Below are 14,273 nucleotides of genomic sequence, written 5' to 3'. Positions count from 1 at the left end.
CCAGCCCCATCCCCCGCGCGGCCCGCCCCCCCCGCCCCCCCCCCCGCGCCCCCCCCCCCGCCCCCCCCCCCCGCGCGGCGCCGAAGCGCCCACCGCTACAAAATGCGCCCCCCGCCCCCTGCCCGGCGGCGCCCGGCTCGTCCTGGTCGCCGACACGACGCAGACCACGCAGGTGACCCGTCAGCTGCGGGAGCTGATGACCGGGGCCGGCGTCGCCACCCTGCTGTTGGCGGCGCTGCTGCTGGCCGTGGTCAGTCGCGCGGCGTTGCGGCCGTTGGACCGGCTCACCGCGCTGGCCAACGACATCACGACCGGCGACCGGGGCCGTCGCCTGCATCCGGACCGCGCCGGCACCGAATTGGGCCGCGCCGCGGGCGCCTTCGACCGGATGCTCGACGCGTTGGAGGAATCCGAGCGGCAGGCCCGGCAGGCCGCCGCAGCGGCCCAGCGCGCCGAGGCGGCAACCCGGCGATTCCTCGCCGACGCCGCCCACGAGTTGCGCACCCCGATCGCCGGCATGCAGGCGGCGGCCGAACAGATCGCCGGCGCCGCCGGCCGGCACCGGGAGGACGCCGCCGCGCTCGGGCAGTACCGCCGGGCCGGCCTGCTGCTGTCGGATGCCCGTCGCGCCGGTCGACTCGTCGCCGACATGCTGGATCTGAGTCGCATCGACGCCGGGATCCCGTTGGAGCTCAAGCACGTCGACCTGGCGACCATCGTGGACGCCGAAGCGGACCGGACCACGCTGCTGGCGCCGCAGATCACCGTCGTCCGGACCGGCCTGCGCGAGCTCGCCGTCACCGCGGACTCGACGCGGCTCGCGCAGATCGTGGCCAACCTGCTCGACAACGCGCGCCGGCACACCCCGGACGGCGGCGCCATCCACCTCGACGTCGCCGTGAGTGACGGCGCCGCCCGGGTGAGCGTCACCGACACCGGGCCCGGCGTTCCCGACGACGAGCGCGAACGCATCTTCGAGCGGCTGGTGCGCCTGGATGCCGGCCGCGCCGTCGATCACGGCGGCGCCGGCCTGGGCCTGCCGATCGCCCGGGCGCTGGCCCGCGCCCACGGCGGCGACCTGGTGTGTCTGCCGCACGAGGGCGGCGCGCAGTTCCTGCTCAGCCTGCCCGTGGGGGGCTGAGCACCGGCTTGCGGCGGTGCTGACGCCGGTAGTGGTGGACCTCGAAAACCAGCCCCACCAGCCCCAGGGCGCTCGTGCACAGCGACACCAGGTACAGCAGCGGGTCCGGGTGACCGGCCAGTGCGTCGCCGAGGACCACCACGGCGACGGTGCCGGGCAGCAGACCGGCGACGGTGGCCACCGCGAACGGCAGCACCCGCACGGCCGACGCGCCGGCCGCGTAGTTCAGCGCGGAGAACGGCACGACGGGAATCAACCGCAGCGACAACACCGCCGGCCAACCCCGCTCCCGCAGGCGCTTGTCCACCGTGTCGACCGCACGGTGCCGCACCAGGCGGTTGAGTTGCCATCCCGCCGCGCGCACCAGCAGCAGGGCGATCACCGCGCTGGCGGCGCTCGCGGACACGGCGATCGCCACGCCCAGCACCGGGCCGAACAGCAGCCCGGCGGCCAGCGTGAACGCCGTGCGGGGGACCGGCACCACGGTGGCGACGACGTGTGCCGCCAGGAACGCCAGCGGGAACCACGGGCCCACGGTGCGCGCCCAGTCGTGCACCTGCACCGCGGTCGGCAGCGGCACCAGCAGCGCCACCGCGACGACGATCCCGATGCCGAGCGCCATCGCCACGGCGCGCGGGCGGGACAGCTGGCGCGCGGTCGCGCCCAGCGCGCAGCCGAGGCCGCGCAGGGCGCTGGTGGCTTTGCCGGTGGCGGGGGCCGTCACGTTGTCACAGGCTACGGGCAGCAGATGAATATCGCGCTGCCCGAGTCTGGCGTTTCGCGATGGCGACCTCGCCGCCGAAGGGCCGCACGCGATCAATTAGCCTGGTTAGCAAGTGGCGACCCAGGGTGGGGAAGATTGCCATTTCCTGCGATCACAGGAGCAGTCGGTGTCCGTGGACGTACCAACGAAGGTACCTGCCGATCCAGCAGCCGGTCCGGACGCGCTGGCCCGCTGGCGCACCGCGGTCGCGGGCGTGCTGGCCAAAAGCGCCCACCGTGACCCCGGGGAGCTGGGCGCGGAGCCCGAGCGCTCCCTGGACACCCCCACCTACGACGGGTTTGCCGTCCGGGCGCTCTACACGGCCCTCGACGAGCTGGGCGAGCCGCCGTTGCCGGGCGAGTGCCCCTACGTGCGCGGCGGCGACGCGACGCGCGACGTCAACGCCGGCTGGAAGGTCGCCGAGGCGTTCCCCGGACCGGGCGCAGGCGCCGACGGCGGCAACGCGGCGGTGCTGGCCGCGCTGACCGACGGGGTCAGCGCGCTGCTGATCCGGGTGGGGGAGTCCGGTGTGGCTCCCGCGCAGCTGGGCGGGTTGCTCGCCGGCGTGCACCTGGACCTGGCGCCGGTGATCCTCGATGCCGGCGCCGACTACCCGGGCGCCTGCGACGCGGTGCTGGCGCTGGTGGACCGGCTGGAACCCGGTGCGACGCCGTCGGTGGACCTGGGTGCCGACCCGCTGGGCGCGTCGCTGGGCGGCCGCGCCTCCTGCACGGTCGAGCAGGTGGTCGCGGTCGCGGCCCGGGTCGCCGGGCGCCGCGGCGTGCGGGCGATCACCGTCGACGGGCCGGCCTTCCACAATCTGGGCGCCAGCGCGGCGTGGGAGCTGGCCGGCGCGCTGGCCGCCGCGGTGGCCTACCTGCGGATCCTCGTCGCCTCGGGAATCTCCGTCGGGGACGCGCTGCGCCAGATCAGTTTTCGCCTGGCCGCCGACGACGACCAGTTCATGACGATCGCCAAGCTGCGGGCCGCCCGCCGGCTCTGGGCGCGGGTCGCCGAGGTCGCCGGTGACGCCGACGGCGGCGCGGCGGTGCTGCACGCCGAGACCTCGCTGCCCATGATGACCCAGCGCGACCCGTGGGTGAACATGCTGCGCGCCACGGTGGCCGCGTTCGCCGCGGGCGTCGGCGGCGCCGACACGGTGCTGGTGCACCCGTTCGACGTGGCGATCCCGGGTGGCTTACCGGGTGTGTCGGCCGGGTTCGCGCGGCGCATCGCGCGCAACACCCAGCTGCTGCTGCTGGAGGAGTCCCACGTCGGCCGCGTGCTGGATCCGGCCGGCGGCTCGTGGTTCGTCGAGGAACTCACCGACGAGCTGGCCCGGTACGCCTGGCAGCATTTCCAGGTGATCGAGTCCCGCGGCGGGTTCGAAGACGCCCGCGAGCACCTCGCCGGGCAGATCGCGGGCGTGGCCGCGCGCCGCGCCGACGACATCGCGCACCGCCGCACCGCGATCACCGGTGTCAACGAGTTCCCGAACCTGGCTGAACCAGCTCTGCCGCAACAGGATTCAGTGCCGACGGTGGCGCGCTACGCCGCCGCGTTCGAAGCGCTGCGGGACCGCTCGGATGCCTTCCTGGCCCGCACCGGCGCCCGGCCGCAGGCGCTGCTGCTGCCGCTGGGCCCGCTGGCCGAGCACAACACCCGCGCGACGTTCGCCACCAACCTGCTGGCCTCGGGCGGCATCGAGGTGGTCAACCCGGGAACCGTCGACGCCGCCGGTGTCGCCGCGGCCGTGTCGGGTGCGGGCTCCCCGGCGGCGGTGGTCCTCTGCGGCAGCGACAAGCGCTACGGGGACGAGGCCGCGGGGATCGTGGAGGCGGCCCGCGGCGCCGGCGTGTCGCGGGTGTACCTGGCCGGTCCCGAGCAGGCGATCGGCGATGCCGGGCACCGGCCCGACGAATACCTGACCGCGAAAATCGATGCGGTGCAAGCCCTGTCGAATCTGCTCACCCGATTGGGGGCGTAGCCGCGATGACCGCAAGCACCTCGGTGATCGGCAGTTTTGCCGACGTCCCGCTGCACGGCGACCGCGCCGCGCCGCCGCCCACCGAGGCGGTCGTGGCGCAACGGGTGGCCGCGGCCGCGGCCGCGCACGGGTACACCCCCGAGCAGCTGATTTGGCAGACGCCGGAGGGCATCGACGTCAAGCCGGTGTACGTCGCCGCCGACCGGGCCGCCGCGGCGGCCGACGGGTATCCGCTGCACAGCTTCCCCGGCGAGCCGCCCTTCATCCGCGGGCCCTACCCGACGATGTATGTCAACCAGCCGTGGACGATTCGCCAGTACGCCGGGTTCTCCACCGCCGCGGACTCCAACGCGTTCTACCGGCGCAACCTGGCCGCCGGCCAGAAGGGCCTGTCGGTGGCCTTCGACCTGGCCACCCACCGCGGCTATGACTCCGACCATCCGCGCGTGCAGGGCGACGTCGGAATGGCCGGGGTGGCAATCGATTCCATCCTGGACATGCGGCAGCTGTTCGACGGGATCGACCTGTCGGCGGTATCGGTGTCGATGACGATGAACGGCGCCGTGCTGCCGATCCTGGCGCTGTACGTGGTGGCCGCCGAGGAGCAGGGGGTGCCGCCGGAGAAGCTGGCCGGCACCATCCAGAACGACATCCTCAAAGAGTTCATGGTGCGCAACACCTACATCTACCCGCCCAAGCCGTCGATGCGCATCATCTCCGACATCTTCGCCTACACCAGCGCCAAGATGCCGAAGTTCAACTCCATCTCGATCTCCGGCTACCACATCCAAGAAGCCGGGGCCACAGCCGATCTGGAGCTGGCCTACACGCTGGCCGACGGCGTCGACTACCTCAGGGCCGGCCTGGACGCCGAGCTGGACATCGACAAGTTCGCGCCGCGGCTGTCCTTCTTCTGGGGCATCGGGATGAACTTCTTCATGGAGGTCGCCAAGCTGCGGGCGGGTCGGCTGCTGTGGAGCGAGCTGGTCGCCGGGTTCGGCGCCAAGAACCCGAAATCGCTGTCGCTGCGCACCCATTCGCAGACCTCGGGCTGGTCGCTGACCGCCCAGGACGCGTTCAACAACGTCGCGCGCACCTGCATCGAGGCGATGGCCGCCACGCAGGGCCACACCCAGTCGTTGCACACCAACGCCCTGGACGAGGCGCTGGCCCTGCCGACGGACTTCTCGGCGCGGATCGCGCGCAACACCCAGCTGGTGTTGCAGCAGGAGTCGGGCACCACCCGCCCGATCGACCCGTGGGGCGGCTCGTATTACGTGGAGTGGCTGACCCACCGGCTCGCGCAGCGGGCCCGCGCGCACCTGACCGAGATCGCCGGGTACGGCGGTATGGCCCAGGCCATCGGCGAGGGCATCCCCAAGATGCGCATCGAGGAGGCCGCCGCGCGCACCCAGGCCCGCATCGACTCCGGCCAGCAGCCGGTGATCGGGGTCAACAAGTACCAGGTCGACGAGGACACCGAGATCGAGGTCCTCAAGGTCGAGAACAGCCGGGTGCGCGCCGAGCAGCTGGCCAAACTTCGCGAGCTGCGGGCCACCCGGGACCAGTCGGCGGTCGACGCCGCCCTGGCCGAGCTGACGCGCGCCGCGGCGGCCACCGGTCGGGCCGGTCCTGACGGGCTGGGCAACAACCTGCTGGCGCTGTCCATCAACGCGGCCCGGGCCAAGGCCACCGTCGGGGAGATCTCCGATGCGCTGGAGAAGGTCTACGGCCGGCACCAGGCGGAGATCCGTACCATCGCCGGGGTCTACCGTGACGAAGCCGGAAAGGCCACCAACATCGCCACCGCCACCGAATTGGTCGAGAAGTTCGCCGAGGCCGACGGCCGCCGGCCCCGGATCCTGGTGGCCAAGATGGGCCAGGACGGCCACGACCGCGGCCAGAAGGTGATCGCAACGGCGTTCGCCGACATCGGGTTCGACGTCGACGTCGGCTCGCTGTTCTCCACGCCCGAGGAGGTGGCCCGCCAGGGCGCCGACAACGACGTGCACGTCATCGGGGTGTCCTCGCTGGCCGCGGGCCACCTGACGCTGGTGCCGGCGCTGCGCGACGCGCTGGTGCAGGTGGGCCGGCCCGACATCATGATCGTGGTCGGCGGGGTCATCCCGCCGGGCGACTTCGACGAGCTGTATGCCGCCGGCGCCGCCGCCATCTTCCCGCCCGGCACCGTGATCGCCGACGCCGCCATCGGCCTGCTGCACAAGCTGGCCGAGCGGCTGGGATATGACCTGGACTCATGAGTCTGGGCGCCAGAGTGCACCTACCGACGCCGCTACTCGGGAAATGGGTCGGCACGTGCACTTTCGCGAGGCCGGGACGATGACGGTCGAGGAACTGGCCGCCGCCATCCGCGACGGCGACCGCGCGGCGCTGGCGCGGGCCATCACGCTGCTGGAGTCCACCCGCCCCGACCATCACGAGCGGGCCCAGCAGCTGCTGCTGGAGCTGATGCCGGACTCCGGCGGCGCCCACCGGGTGGGCATCACCGGCGTGCCGGGGGCGGGCAAGTCCACCACCATCGAGGCGCTGGGCATGCACCTGATCGGGCGGGGCCACCGGGTGGGGGTGCTGGCCGTCGACCCGTCGTCGACGCGCACCGGCGGCTCGATCCTGGGCGACAAGACCCGGATGGCGCGGCTGGCGGTGCACGAGGAGGCCTACGTCCGGCCGTCCCCGACGTCGGGCACGTTGGGGGGTGTGGCAAAGGCGACGCGGGAAACCATCGTGCTGCTGGAGGCGGCCGGGTTCGACGTGATCCTGTGCGAGACGGTCGGTGTCGGCCAGTCGGAGGTGGCCGTCGCCAACATGGTGGACACCTTCGTGCTGCTGACGCTGGCCCGCAGCGGCGACTCGCTGCAGGGCATCAAGAAGGGCGCCCTGGAACTGGCCGACATCGTGGTCGTCAACAAGGCCGACGGGGAGCACCTGGCCGAGGCGCGGTCGGCCGCCCGGGAACTCTCCGCGGCGATCCGGTTGATCCATCCGCACGAAACGCTTTGGCGGCCACCGGTTCTCACGACGAGCGCCATCGAGGGCACCGGCCTGGCCGAGCTGTGGGACACCGTCGAGCGGCACCGCCGCGTGCTTGTCGAGGCCGGCGAGTTCGACGCGCGCCGGCGCGCTCAACAGGTCGACTGGACCTGGCAGATGGTGCGCGACACGGTGCTGGACCGGGTGCTGTCCAACCCGGCGGTGCGCAAGATCCGGGCCGACGTCGAGCGCCGGGTCAAGGCGGGGGAGCTGACTCCGGCGCTGGCGGCCCAGCAGATCCTGGCAGCCGCGGCGCGGTAACTCGGACCAGGCTCGCGCATCACGATAGAAAGGCGGCTATGGCAGACGACAACGAGATGAACGAGCCGAAATATGCGGACGTCGTTCTGTCCGGCGGGGGTGTCAAGTTCATCGGTCTGGTGGGTGCCGTCGTCGCGCTGATGGATGCCGGATATTCGTTCACGAGGGTGTCAGGCGTCTCGGGTGGCTCGGTTGTCGCGGCGGTCCTGGCGGCCGCCTCCAAGGACAACCAACTGACGAGCCAGGAGATCAAGGAGCTGGCGCTGTCGGTGCCGCTGAGCAAATGGCGTGACCCGCCGCCCGTTCCTCTCATCGGTGCGGCGTGGGGGCTGCTTCGGGAAACGAGCATGTACCGCGGCGACTTCGCCCACGAGTGGGTTCGCAGTGAGCTGAAGAACCTGGGCGTCGAGACGTTCGGTGATCTGAAATTCGATGAAGACCACCTGCCCGAGGGGCGGCGCAGCAGGCTGGTGGTCACCGTCGCGGACGTGACGGCGGCGCAGCTGGTGCGATTGCCGTGGGACTACCGGCGGCTCTATGGGCTGGACGCCGAGGAACAATCCGTTGCGGACGCGGTGCGCGCTTCGATGGCGATTCCCTTCTTCTACCGCCCGGTCACCTTGGTCAGCGCCACCGGGCGGCCATCCACCCTGGTCGACGGCGGCGTGCTGTCGAACTTTCCGATCGACACCTTTGACCGTTGGGATGGCAAGGCGCCCCGCCGGCCCACGTTCGGGATCACGGTGGTACCCAGGATCGCCGAGGGTATCGGCGAGGTGATGCCCTCCCTGAGGCCACTCCGGTTTTTCGAACAGACGTCGCTTTTGGAGAGCCTGCTCACCACCATGCTGGTCGGTCATGACCAGACGCAGCTGAACCAGCCGTGGGTCCGTTCCCGCGCCATCCTGGTCGAATCGACCGACGTCGGCGTGCTCGACTTCAGTGCATCCCGGCACCGTCTCGAACAGCTTTTCGACCGGGGCTACGAGGCGGCGCAGGCGTTCCTGTCCACGTGGGATTGGTCGGAATACCGCGATCGGTTCCGGTGGCCCGACACGTCGCCGCGCGAGTGAAACGACGCGACAGAACCCGCCAGGTCAACTCCGGCGCCCGCGCCCCTGCCGCGCGCTCGCCGGCCGGCAAACCATCTCGGGCAGCGTGGCTAACGGATAGGTAAATAATCTATATTTCGCACCGCACCGGTGTGAAATCCAAGTAAATTTCACATTGTGACGGTGGAAACACGAGTCGATCGCCACGAGGTCTCCCACCTCGATGACCCTGACGCAGGTCATCGGGTGTCCGGCGCGGCGGACTCACATTTCAATTGCGTCGTTCGCAGTTTCGCCAGCATGTTCCCGGCGCGCCGGTTCGGCGGCGGTGCCCTGGCGGTGTACCTCGACGGTCAACCGGTGGTGGACGTATGGACGGGCTGGTCCGACCGGGGCGGGCACTCGCCGTGGTCGGCGGACACCGCCCCGATGGTGTTCTCGGCGACCAAGGGGATGGCCGCCACGGTCATCCACCGGCTCGCCGACCGGGGGCTGATCGACTACGAGGCGCCGGTGGCCGAGTACTGGCCGGCGTTCGGGGCCAACGGCAAGGCGTACCTGACGGTGCGCGACATGATGAGGCACGCCGCCGGCCTGTCGGGTCTGCGCGGCGCCACGCGGGATGACCTGTTCGACCACATCGCGATGGAGGAGCGGCTGGCCGCGGCGCCGCCGGGGCGCCTGCTGGGCAAGCCGGCGTATCACGCGCTGACATTCGGCTGGCTGATGTCGGGGCTGGGCCGGGCGGTGACCGGGAAGGGCATGCGTGCGCTGATCCGCGAGGAGCTCGCCGCGCCGCTGGGCACCGACGGGCTGCACCTGGGCCGGCCGCCGGCCGGAGCGCCGACGCGGGTGGCCGAGATCGTCATGCCGCAGAACATGGTCGGCAATCCGGTGGCGAATTTCGTGCTGCGCAAGGTCGCCAACGAGATGTCCGGCGCCTACCGCTCGATGTACTTCCCGGGCGTCATGGATGCGGTCAAGGGGGAGAACGCGATGCTGGACGCCGAGATGCCCGCGGCCAACGGCGTGGCGACCGCCCGCGGCCTGGCGCGCATGTACGGCGCGATCGCCAACGGCGGCGAGATCGACGGCACCCGGTTCCTCTCGCATGAACTCGTCGCGGGCCTGACCGGGCGGAAGAGCCTGTGGCCGGACCGAAACCTGTTCGTGCCGTTGGCTTTCCACCTCGGCTACCACAGCCTGCCCATCGGCAACATCATGCCTGGCTTCGGCCACGTCGGGCTGGGCGGTTCGGTCGGCTGGACCAACCCCGCCGACGGGATCGCGTTCGCTCTGGTGCACAACCGGCTGCTGACGCCGTTGGTGATGACCGATCACGCCGCGTTCGTCGGGATCTACGCGCTGATGCGCCAGGCCGCCGCCAGGGCCCGCAAGCACGGTTTCCGGCCGGTGAGCGATTTCGGCGCGCCCTGCGCGCAGCCGGGATTCGCCGTCGGCTGATCGACGAGCACCCGCCTGCAGCGGCCGTCGCGTGAATCGAGTTGTCAGGAAACGAGTGCGGTGAGGGTTGCGGTCGTGTCGGCAAGTGCTGCGCCGCCGACGTTGCCGACGGGTTCGTCGAGGGCCGCACGCGGAAGCCACTGAACGAGCTCCGGCAGGACAACTCCCTTGGGTTGCTGCACCGTGACGATCATAGCCATTGTGCCACTGGGGATTTCACCGGGAATGAAGGGGCAGGTGATGATCCGGCCGGTGGCGGCTGCGAGGTGAATCGCGTTGGACAGCACGACTACGTAGAGTTCGCGGTCGGTGTCGCGGCGTGGCGTGATGTCGCCGGGGGTGATCACAGGCCGGTGGCCCGGTTCGCCTGATAAACCGTCTGCGCGTAGGCGTCGATATCCAGCGTTGGCACGGTGTGCGTGGTGTAGTTCTCGAGCGAGATTCGGAGATGCTCGCTGCGCAGGGCCCGTTCGATCATCTCGGAACGATTCAGCCCGGCCGCCCGGGCGTCCGCATCGGCCGCCGCGAGCACAGCCTGGTCGATCGTCACCGAAACCTTGTTCTTCGCCATACCGATTATCCTACTCAAAGTACGATGATCGTCGTACCAGGCTCTGGCCGTTGCGGTCGGCGCTGCCCATCGAACTGGCTGCCCTTCGAGCCGGAAGGGTCGGCGTGGACGACCCCGGCCGGCGGGATCGTGGTCGCTCTGGTGCACAACCGGCTGCGGACGGGCTTGCAGTCATACGAGGTCAGTAGTGGTATCGGGCCTTCAGGATCCTGACTTCGTCGTCGTCGGCTCGATAGACCAGCCGATGCTCGTCGTCGATGCGGCGGGACCAGTAGCCTGACAGCTCGCCTTTTAGGGGCTCGGGCTTGCCGATCCCGTTGAACGGATCGCGTTGGATCTCTGCGATCAGGCGGGTGATCCGCCGGGCGGTCTTGCGGTCCGATGCCAGCCAGAAGAGAAAGTCCTGCCAGGCATCGGGGTCGAAGCGGATGCTTCTCACCCCTGGCCGCCGGCCATCTCCCGCAGCTCGTCGACGGATTTGGCGACGGCGGACTGCCCGGCCTTGTCGCGGGCGACGGCTTCCATCAGCCGCCTGGCGTTTTCCGGCGAACGCAGCAGGTAGACGGTTTCCTGCCACGAGTCGTAGTCGTCGGCGGACATGAGCACCGCATCTCCGCTCTTGGAGGTGATGCGTACCGGCTCGTGATCGGTGTTGACTTGCTCGAGCAGGGGGAACAGGCGCCGCCTGGCGTCGCTTGCGCTGATGCTCATCGCGATCCCTTCACCAAGCGGTACATGACAGCCGTACCTGACCGGTACAGCAACATGGTACGGACGCCGAGAGTTCGGCATGCTAACAGGCCTGTTTACGTCTCTGCATGCACGTGGCGTGTTGCGCGGGAGTGACCGACATCTTGGGCGCAAGCCTCGCCATTTATGGCGGGGTGAGCCCATCCCGTTTGTCGCCGGGCGCAGCCCGGCGCTTAGAGTGGTCGGGTTTGGCCGTCGATGTATTGCTTGATGATCGACAGGGGTGCGCCTCCGCAGGAGACGGCGAAGTAGGACGGCGACCACAGGTGTCCGCGCATGCGGGCGCGGACACAGGCGCCGGTGAATTCGCGACGGACCGCGTAGGCGGTGCGGCGTTTGAGTCGGTGCGCCAGTGTGGAGATCGCCAAGGTGGGCGGGTAGGCGACCAGCAGGTGCACGTGGTCGGATTCGCCGTTGAACTCGACCAGCTCGACAGCCAACTCGGCGCACACGGAGCGCATCGTGGTTTCGGTGAAGGTGAGCATCGGATCGGTGAACAGTTTTCGCCTGTATTTGGTCACGAATACCAAATGGGCGTGCAGCAGCGACACGCTGTGCCGGTTGCGGCGCCAGGTCTGTTGACCGGCACTGAGGATGAGCACGATGGCGGCGTTGGCGGTGAGGATGTGCGGGTGTGAAATGACCCCGCCGGTAGGGGTCCGGCGGGGTCGGTGGTGTTCGGGGTGTCGGTGTGGTGTTCAGTCTGCCGTGACTTCGGCGATGGCGGTGCGGGTGGAGGATTCGTCGACGATGGCCTTGTCGGCGGCGAAGGCGGCGACAAGGGCTTGCAGCGCCAGGTTGTTGACCGCTCGGGGGTAGCCGCGGCTGGTCTGGTGGATTAGGGCGACGGCGTCATCGGAGAACAGGGTGTCGTCGCGGCCGGCGAGCGCGAGGTGGTGGCGTAGGTAGCTGCCGGTCTCGGTGTCGGTCATGGGCGGCATCGTGTAGCGCAGCCCGATGCGTTGGTCGAGGGCGGCGAGCACGCCCAGTTTCATCCGCCGCCGCAGCGTTGGTTGCCCGACGAGCAGGCAGGCGAACGGGCTCGATGAGTCCAGGTCATGGTTGGTGAGCAGGCGGATGGCCTCGAGTTGGTCGTGGCCGAGGAGGTGGGATTCCTCGATGACCACGACCGGGGTGCGTCCGCGTTCGGCCTGTTCGGCGGCGAGTGCGTCGGCGGCCTGGGGGGCCAGGGTGGCGTGATGGGTCAGGGGTTGACCTCCGAGGGAGGCAACGATGCGGTGGTGGATACCGCGCACCCCGACGGTGGGGTCGGGCAGGTAGATGACGGTGTGGCGGCTTCGGTCGAGGGCGGCCAGCGCGGCGCGCACCGCGACGGTTTTGCCGGCGCCGACCTCGCCGGTGATCACACCGATGCGGCGATCAGCGATGCACCAGCCGATGCGGGCGACCGCCTCGTTGTGGGCGCTGTGGCGGTGCAGCATGCCCGGCGCCAGGTCGCGGCCGAATGGTGTGCGCGAAAAGCCGTAGTAGGAGATCAGGTTGTCCATCATCGGGGTTGGGCCTCTTGTCCGGTGAGTAGGTCGAGTTGGCCGGGGATCTGGTCTGCCCCGGTGAGGGCGGCGTAGTTGACGCCGCGGGCCAGTTCGGCGGCGTGGGCGGTCTCGATCAGCTGGGCGTAGTCGATACCAGTGGGTTTTGTTGGAGTGGAAGGGGTTTCGGGTTTGGCCTTCGGGTGCGAGTGCCGCCCGATGTGGTGCGGGATGGCCAGCCCCATCGGCGCGCCGGCCAAACGGACCTCGATTCGCGTCAAATCGAACGGGTCGAACACCAACTCCACCTTGCGCCCGACCAGGGCCGGGTCGACCTCGTAGCTGTTGCCGTGCAGCGAGACGGTCGCGGTCTTGGTCACGCGGCGGTGCTCCTCCCACAAAAACGCCTCGGCGAGCGTCTCGGGCGCCGGCAGCGGCACCGGGCCACCCGCGCACCAGCGGGCCAGCGGACTCTGACCGGTCTCGGAATGCACGCTGCGGTGGTAGACGGTTTCCACCCAGGCCGCGAACAGCCGGTTCAGCTCGGCGAGGTCGGCGACATAATGGCGTCCGACAGTGTCGGGTTCGCCGGTGATCTCGACCAGGAACTGCTCACGCACGGTCCTGAAAAACCTCTCTATCTTCCCCCTCCCTTCTGGCCGATATGGTGTCGAATGAACAAGGCGTACAGCGAGTTTCGCGCACGCCCGCAACAACCATGTGTCGATATAAGCCGATCCGTTATCCACATATACGGCCTTGGGGACGCCGCGGGAGGCCAGCGCCGGGCGCAGCGCGGCCGCCAGCCGGACCGTGTCTTCGGCATAGCCCCACCGGTAGCCGGGCAGCAGCCGGGAATGGTCATCTAAGAACGCGAACAAATAGGTTTTGCGGGCCGCGATCGCCAGGCCGTGGAGTGCATCGCCGGTCCACAGATCGTTGGGGTGTTCGGCCTCGAACCGGCCAAACACCGACGACGACCCCGCGGCTGCGGCGGTGATCAAGCCGAGCCGGTGGAAGTTGCGTTGCAGGGTGCGCTCATCGGGCGCCCAGCCCAACTGGGTGCGCAGGATTCGGCGGATCGCCGCGGCGGTGCGCTGCGGGTTTTCCCGGCGCAGCGCCACCGCCAACTCCAGCACCTCGGCCGGAGTGCGCGGCGTGCACTGGCGCGGGTTGGGCACCAGCGCGTCGAACCCGCCGGCACGCCAGTCCCGAATCCACCGGTCGATGGTCTGCCGCGAGATGCGCACCTTGCGCCCAAACGGGTCGGTGTGCTCACGGCCGGCCAGCTCGCGCACCAGCTTTCCCCGCTGTTTGGTGGAATGCGCCGCGTCAGCGGCCTCCCGGATCAACTGGTATCGGAACAATCCGATCGCCCGGGCCCGCTCGGCCCGCACCTTCGCCTCATCATCGCCAACCATCGGCGGTCCTCCCTTTGCTGTTGGTGGAAAACACAACAGCGCACAGGATTACGGCCGTATCGGCCTTGGCGGCAGGGTCGACTCGTGTTGCACCCGCCCCTCGGGCCAGCCGGGAGTCAACAACTTGCCGCCGGAGACAGCGACCGCAACCTCGCTCAGCGACACCTCGGGCAGCACAAACCGGTGCGCGACCGCGGTCGCGACCGCGGCAATCGCCCTCACCGCGTCAGCGAACACCCCGCCGGCCGGCTCAGGCATCACCGGATCGGCATCCACCGCACGCAACCACACCGTGAATGTCGAACGCACCGCCAAGGCCCGC

Annotated in this window: 14 protein-coding genes and 1 pseudogene; 6 read left to right on the top strand and 9 right to left on the bottom strand. The window is 70.0% G+C overall.

What is annotated here, in order from left to right:
- Positions 1–1,141 (top strand): HAMP domain-containing sensor histidine kinase (locus tag FPZ47_RS22865; protein ID WP_145039608.1); only part of this gene is annotated, 1,141 nt, incomplete at its 5' end.
- On the opposite strand, the gene FPZ47_RS22860 is transcribed toward FPZ47_RS22865, so the two are convergent.
- Positions 1,119–1,865, bottom strand: a complete 747-nt coding sequence (locus FPZ47_RS22860; RefSeq protein ID WP_144956583.1) for a TVP38/TMEM64 family protein — start codon at positions 1,863–1,865, stop codon at positions 1,119–1,121. The two genes, FPZ47_RS22865 and FPZ47_RS22860, sit on opposite strands and share 23 nt — an antisense overlap.
- 166 nt (positions 1,866–2,031) lie before the next feature.
- On the opposite strand from FPZ47_RS22860, the gene mutA reads away from it, so the two are divergent.
- The 5 genes from mutA to lipL all read left to right on the top strand — a co-directional run bounded on the left by mutA (position 2,032) and on the right by lipL (position 9,719).
- Positions 2,032–3,891, top strand: a complete 1,860-nt coding sequence (mutA, locus tag FPZ47_RS22855; RefSeq protein WP_144956581.1) for a methylmalonyl-CoA mutase small subunit — start codon at positions 2,032–2,034, stop codon at positions 3,889–3,891.
- 5 nt (positions 3,892–3,896) lie between these two features.
- Entirely contained in the window at positions 3,897–6,152 is a 2,256-nt protein-coding gene (scpA, locus tag FPZ47_RS22850) for a methylmalonyl-CoA mutase (RefSeq protein WP_144956578.1), read from the top strand.
- A gap of 79 nt (positions 6,153–6,231) precedes the next feature.
- The gene (gene meaB / locus FPZ47_RS22845; RefSeq protein ID WP_145039611.1) at positions 6,232–7,203 is read left to right on the top strand and encodes a methylmalonyl Co-A mutase-associated GTPase MeaB; all 972 of its coding nucleotides are present in this window, start codon (positions 6,232–6,234) and stop codon (positions 7,201–7,203) included.
- 38 nt (positions 7,204–7,241) lie between these two features.
- Positions 7,242–8,276, top strand: coding sequence for a patatin-like phospholipase family protein (locus FPZ47_RS22840; protein ID WP_246133605.1), 1,035 nt, complete (start codon positions 7,242–7,244; stop codon positions 8,274–8,276).
- A 156-nt stretch (positions 8,277–8,432) separates the two neighbouring features.
- The gene (gene lipL, locus FPZ47_RS22835; protein WP_144956671.1) at positions 8,433–9,719 is read left to right on the top strand and encodes an esterase/beta-lactamase LipL; all 1,287 of its coding nucleotides are present in this window, start codon (positions 8,433–8,435) and stop codon (positions 9,717–9,719) included.
- Positions 9,720–9,763: 44 nt separating this feature from the next.
- Here the strand turns inward: lipL and FPZ47_RS22830 are convergent, their stop codons facing one another.
- From FPZ47_RS22830 to FPZ47_RS22795, 8 genes and pseudogenes are all read right to left on the bottom strand, one after another.
- On the bottom strand, positions 9,764–10,066 hold the full coding sequence (locus tag FPZ47_RS22830) for a toxin (RefSeq protein ID WP_144956674.1): 303 nt from the start codon (positions 10,064–10,066) through the stop codon (positions 9,764–9,766).
- The gene (locus FPZ47_RS22825; RefSeq protein ID WP_144956677.1) at positions 10,063–10,290 is read right to left on the bottom strand and encodes a ribbon-helix-helix protein, CopG family; all 228 of its coding nucleotides are present in this window, start codon (positions 10,288–10,290) and stop codon (positions 10,063–10,065) included. Before FPZ47_RS22825 ends, FPZ47_RS22830 begins: the two co-directional genes overlap by 4 nt.
- Positions 10,291–10,471: 181 nt before the next feature.
- A complete protein-coding gene (locus FPZ47_RS22820; RefSeq protein WP_144956680.1) occupies positions 10,472–10,729 on the bottom strand; it encodes a Txe/YoeB family addiction module toxin in 258 nt (85 codons plus the stop codon).
- Positions 10,726–11,001 carry a type II toxin-antitoxin system Phd/YefM family antitoxin gene (locus tag FPZ47_RS22815; RefSeq protein WP_144956683.1) on the bottom strand — a complete coding sequence of 92 codons (276 nt, stop codon included), beginning with the start codon at positions 10,999–11,001 and terminating at the stop codon, positions 10,726–10,728. The genes FPZ47_RS22820 and FPZ47_RS22815 overlap by 4 nt, the downstream gene beginning before the upstream one ends.
- Positions 11,002–11,213: 212 nt before the next feature.
- Positions 11,214–11,636 (bottom strand): IS200/IS605 family transposase, encoded by a 423-nt coding sequence (gene tnpA / locus FPZ47_RS22810; protein ID WP_425461841.1) that lies wholly within the window; start codon positions 11,634–11,636, stop codon positions 11,214–11,216.
- A gap of 102 nt (positions 11,637–11,738) precedes the next feature.
- Positions 11,739–12,551, bottom strand: a complete 813-nt coding sequence (locus tag FPZ47_RS22805) for an ExeA family protein (protein WP_144956689.1) — start codon at positions 12,549–12,551, stop codon at positions 11,739–11,741.
- Positions 12,548–13,951: a DDE-type integrase/transposase/recombinase gene (locus FPZ47_RS22800; RefSeq protein ID WP_144956692.1), complete on the bottom strand. Its 1,404-nt coding sequence runs from the start codon at positions 13,949–13,951 to the stop codon at positions 12,548–12,550. The genes FPZ47_RS22805 and FPZ47_RS22800 overlap by 4 nt, the downstream gene beginning before the upstream one ends.
- A 48-nt stretch (positions 13,952–13,999) precedes the next feature.
- Positions 14,000–14,273: pseudogene (locus tag FPZ47_RS22795) on the bottom strand (hypothetical protein); the annotation flags it as partial.

This window comes from Mycobacterium helveticum (assembly GCF_007714205.1).
Taxonomy (GTDB): domain Bacteria; phylum Actinomycetota; class Actinomycetes; order Mycobacteriales; family Mycobacteriaceae; genus Mycobacterium; species Mycobacterium helveticum.
The sequence above is the reverse complement of the archived record's forward strand: the minus strand, read 5'-3'. Positions and strand labels throughout refer to the sequence as shown.

What these genes read in the sequence shown, in the direction of transcription:
- FPZ47_RS22840 (WP_246133605.1), top strand. Translation starts at nt 7,242, where the DNA reads ATGGCAGACGACAACGAGATGAACGAGCCGAAATATGCGGACGTCGTT.
- scpA (WP_144956578.1), top strand. Translation starts at nt 3,897, where the DNA reads ATGACCGCAAGCACCTCGGTGATCGGCAGTTTTGCCGACGTCCCGCTG.
- FPZ47_RS22815 (WP_144956683.1), bottom strand. Translation starts at nt 11,001, where the DNA reads ATGAGCATCAGCGCAAGCGACGCCAGGCGGCGCCTGTTCCCCCTGCTC.
- meaB (WP_145039611.1), top strand. Translation starts at nt 6,232, where the DNA reads ATGACGGTCGAGGAACTGGCCGCCGCCATCCGCGACGGCGACCGCGCG.
- FPZ47_RS22825 (WP_144956677.1), bottom strand. Translation starts at nt 10,290, where the DNA reads ATGGCGAAGAACAAGGTTTCGGTGACGATCGACCAGGCTGTGCTCGCG.
- FPZ47_RS22800 (WP_144956692.1), bottom strand. Translation starts at nt 13,951, where the DNA reads ATGGTTGGCGATGATGAGGCGAAGGTGCGGGCCGAGCGGGCCCGGGCG.
- FPZ47_RS22805 (WP_144956689.1), bottom strand. Translation starts at nt 12,551, where the DNA reads ATGATGGACAACCTGATCTCCTACTACGGCTTTTCGCGCACACCATTC.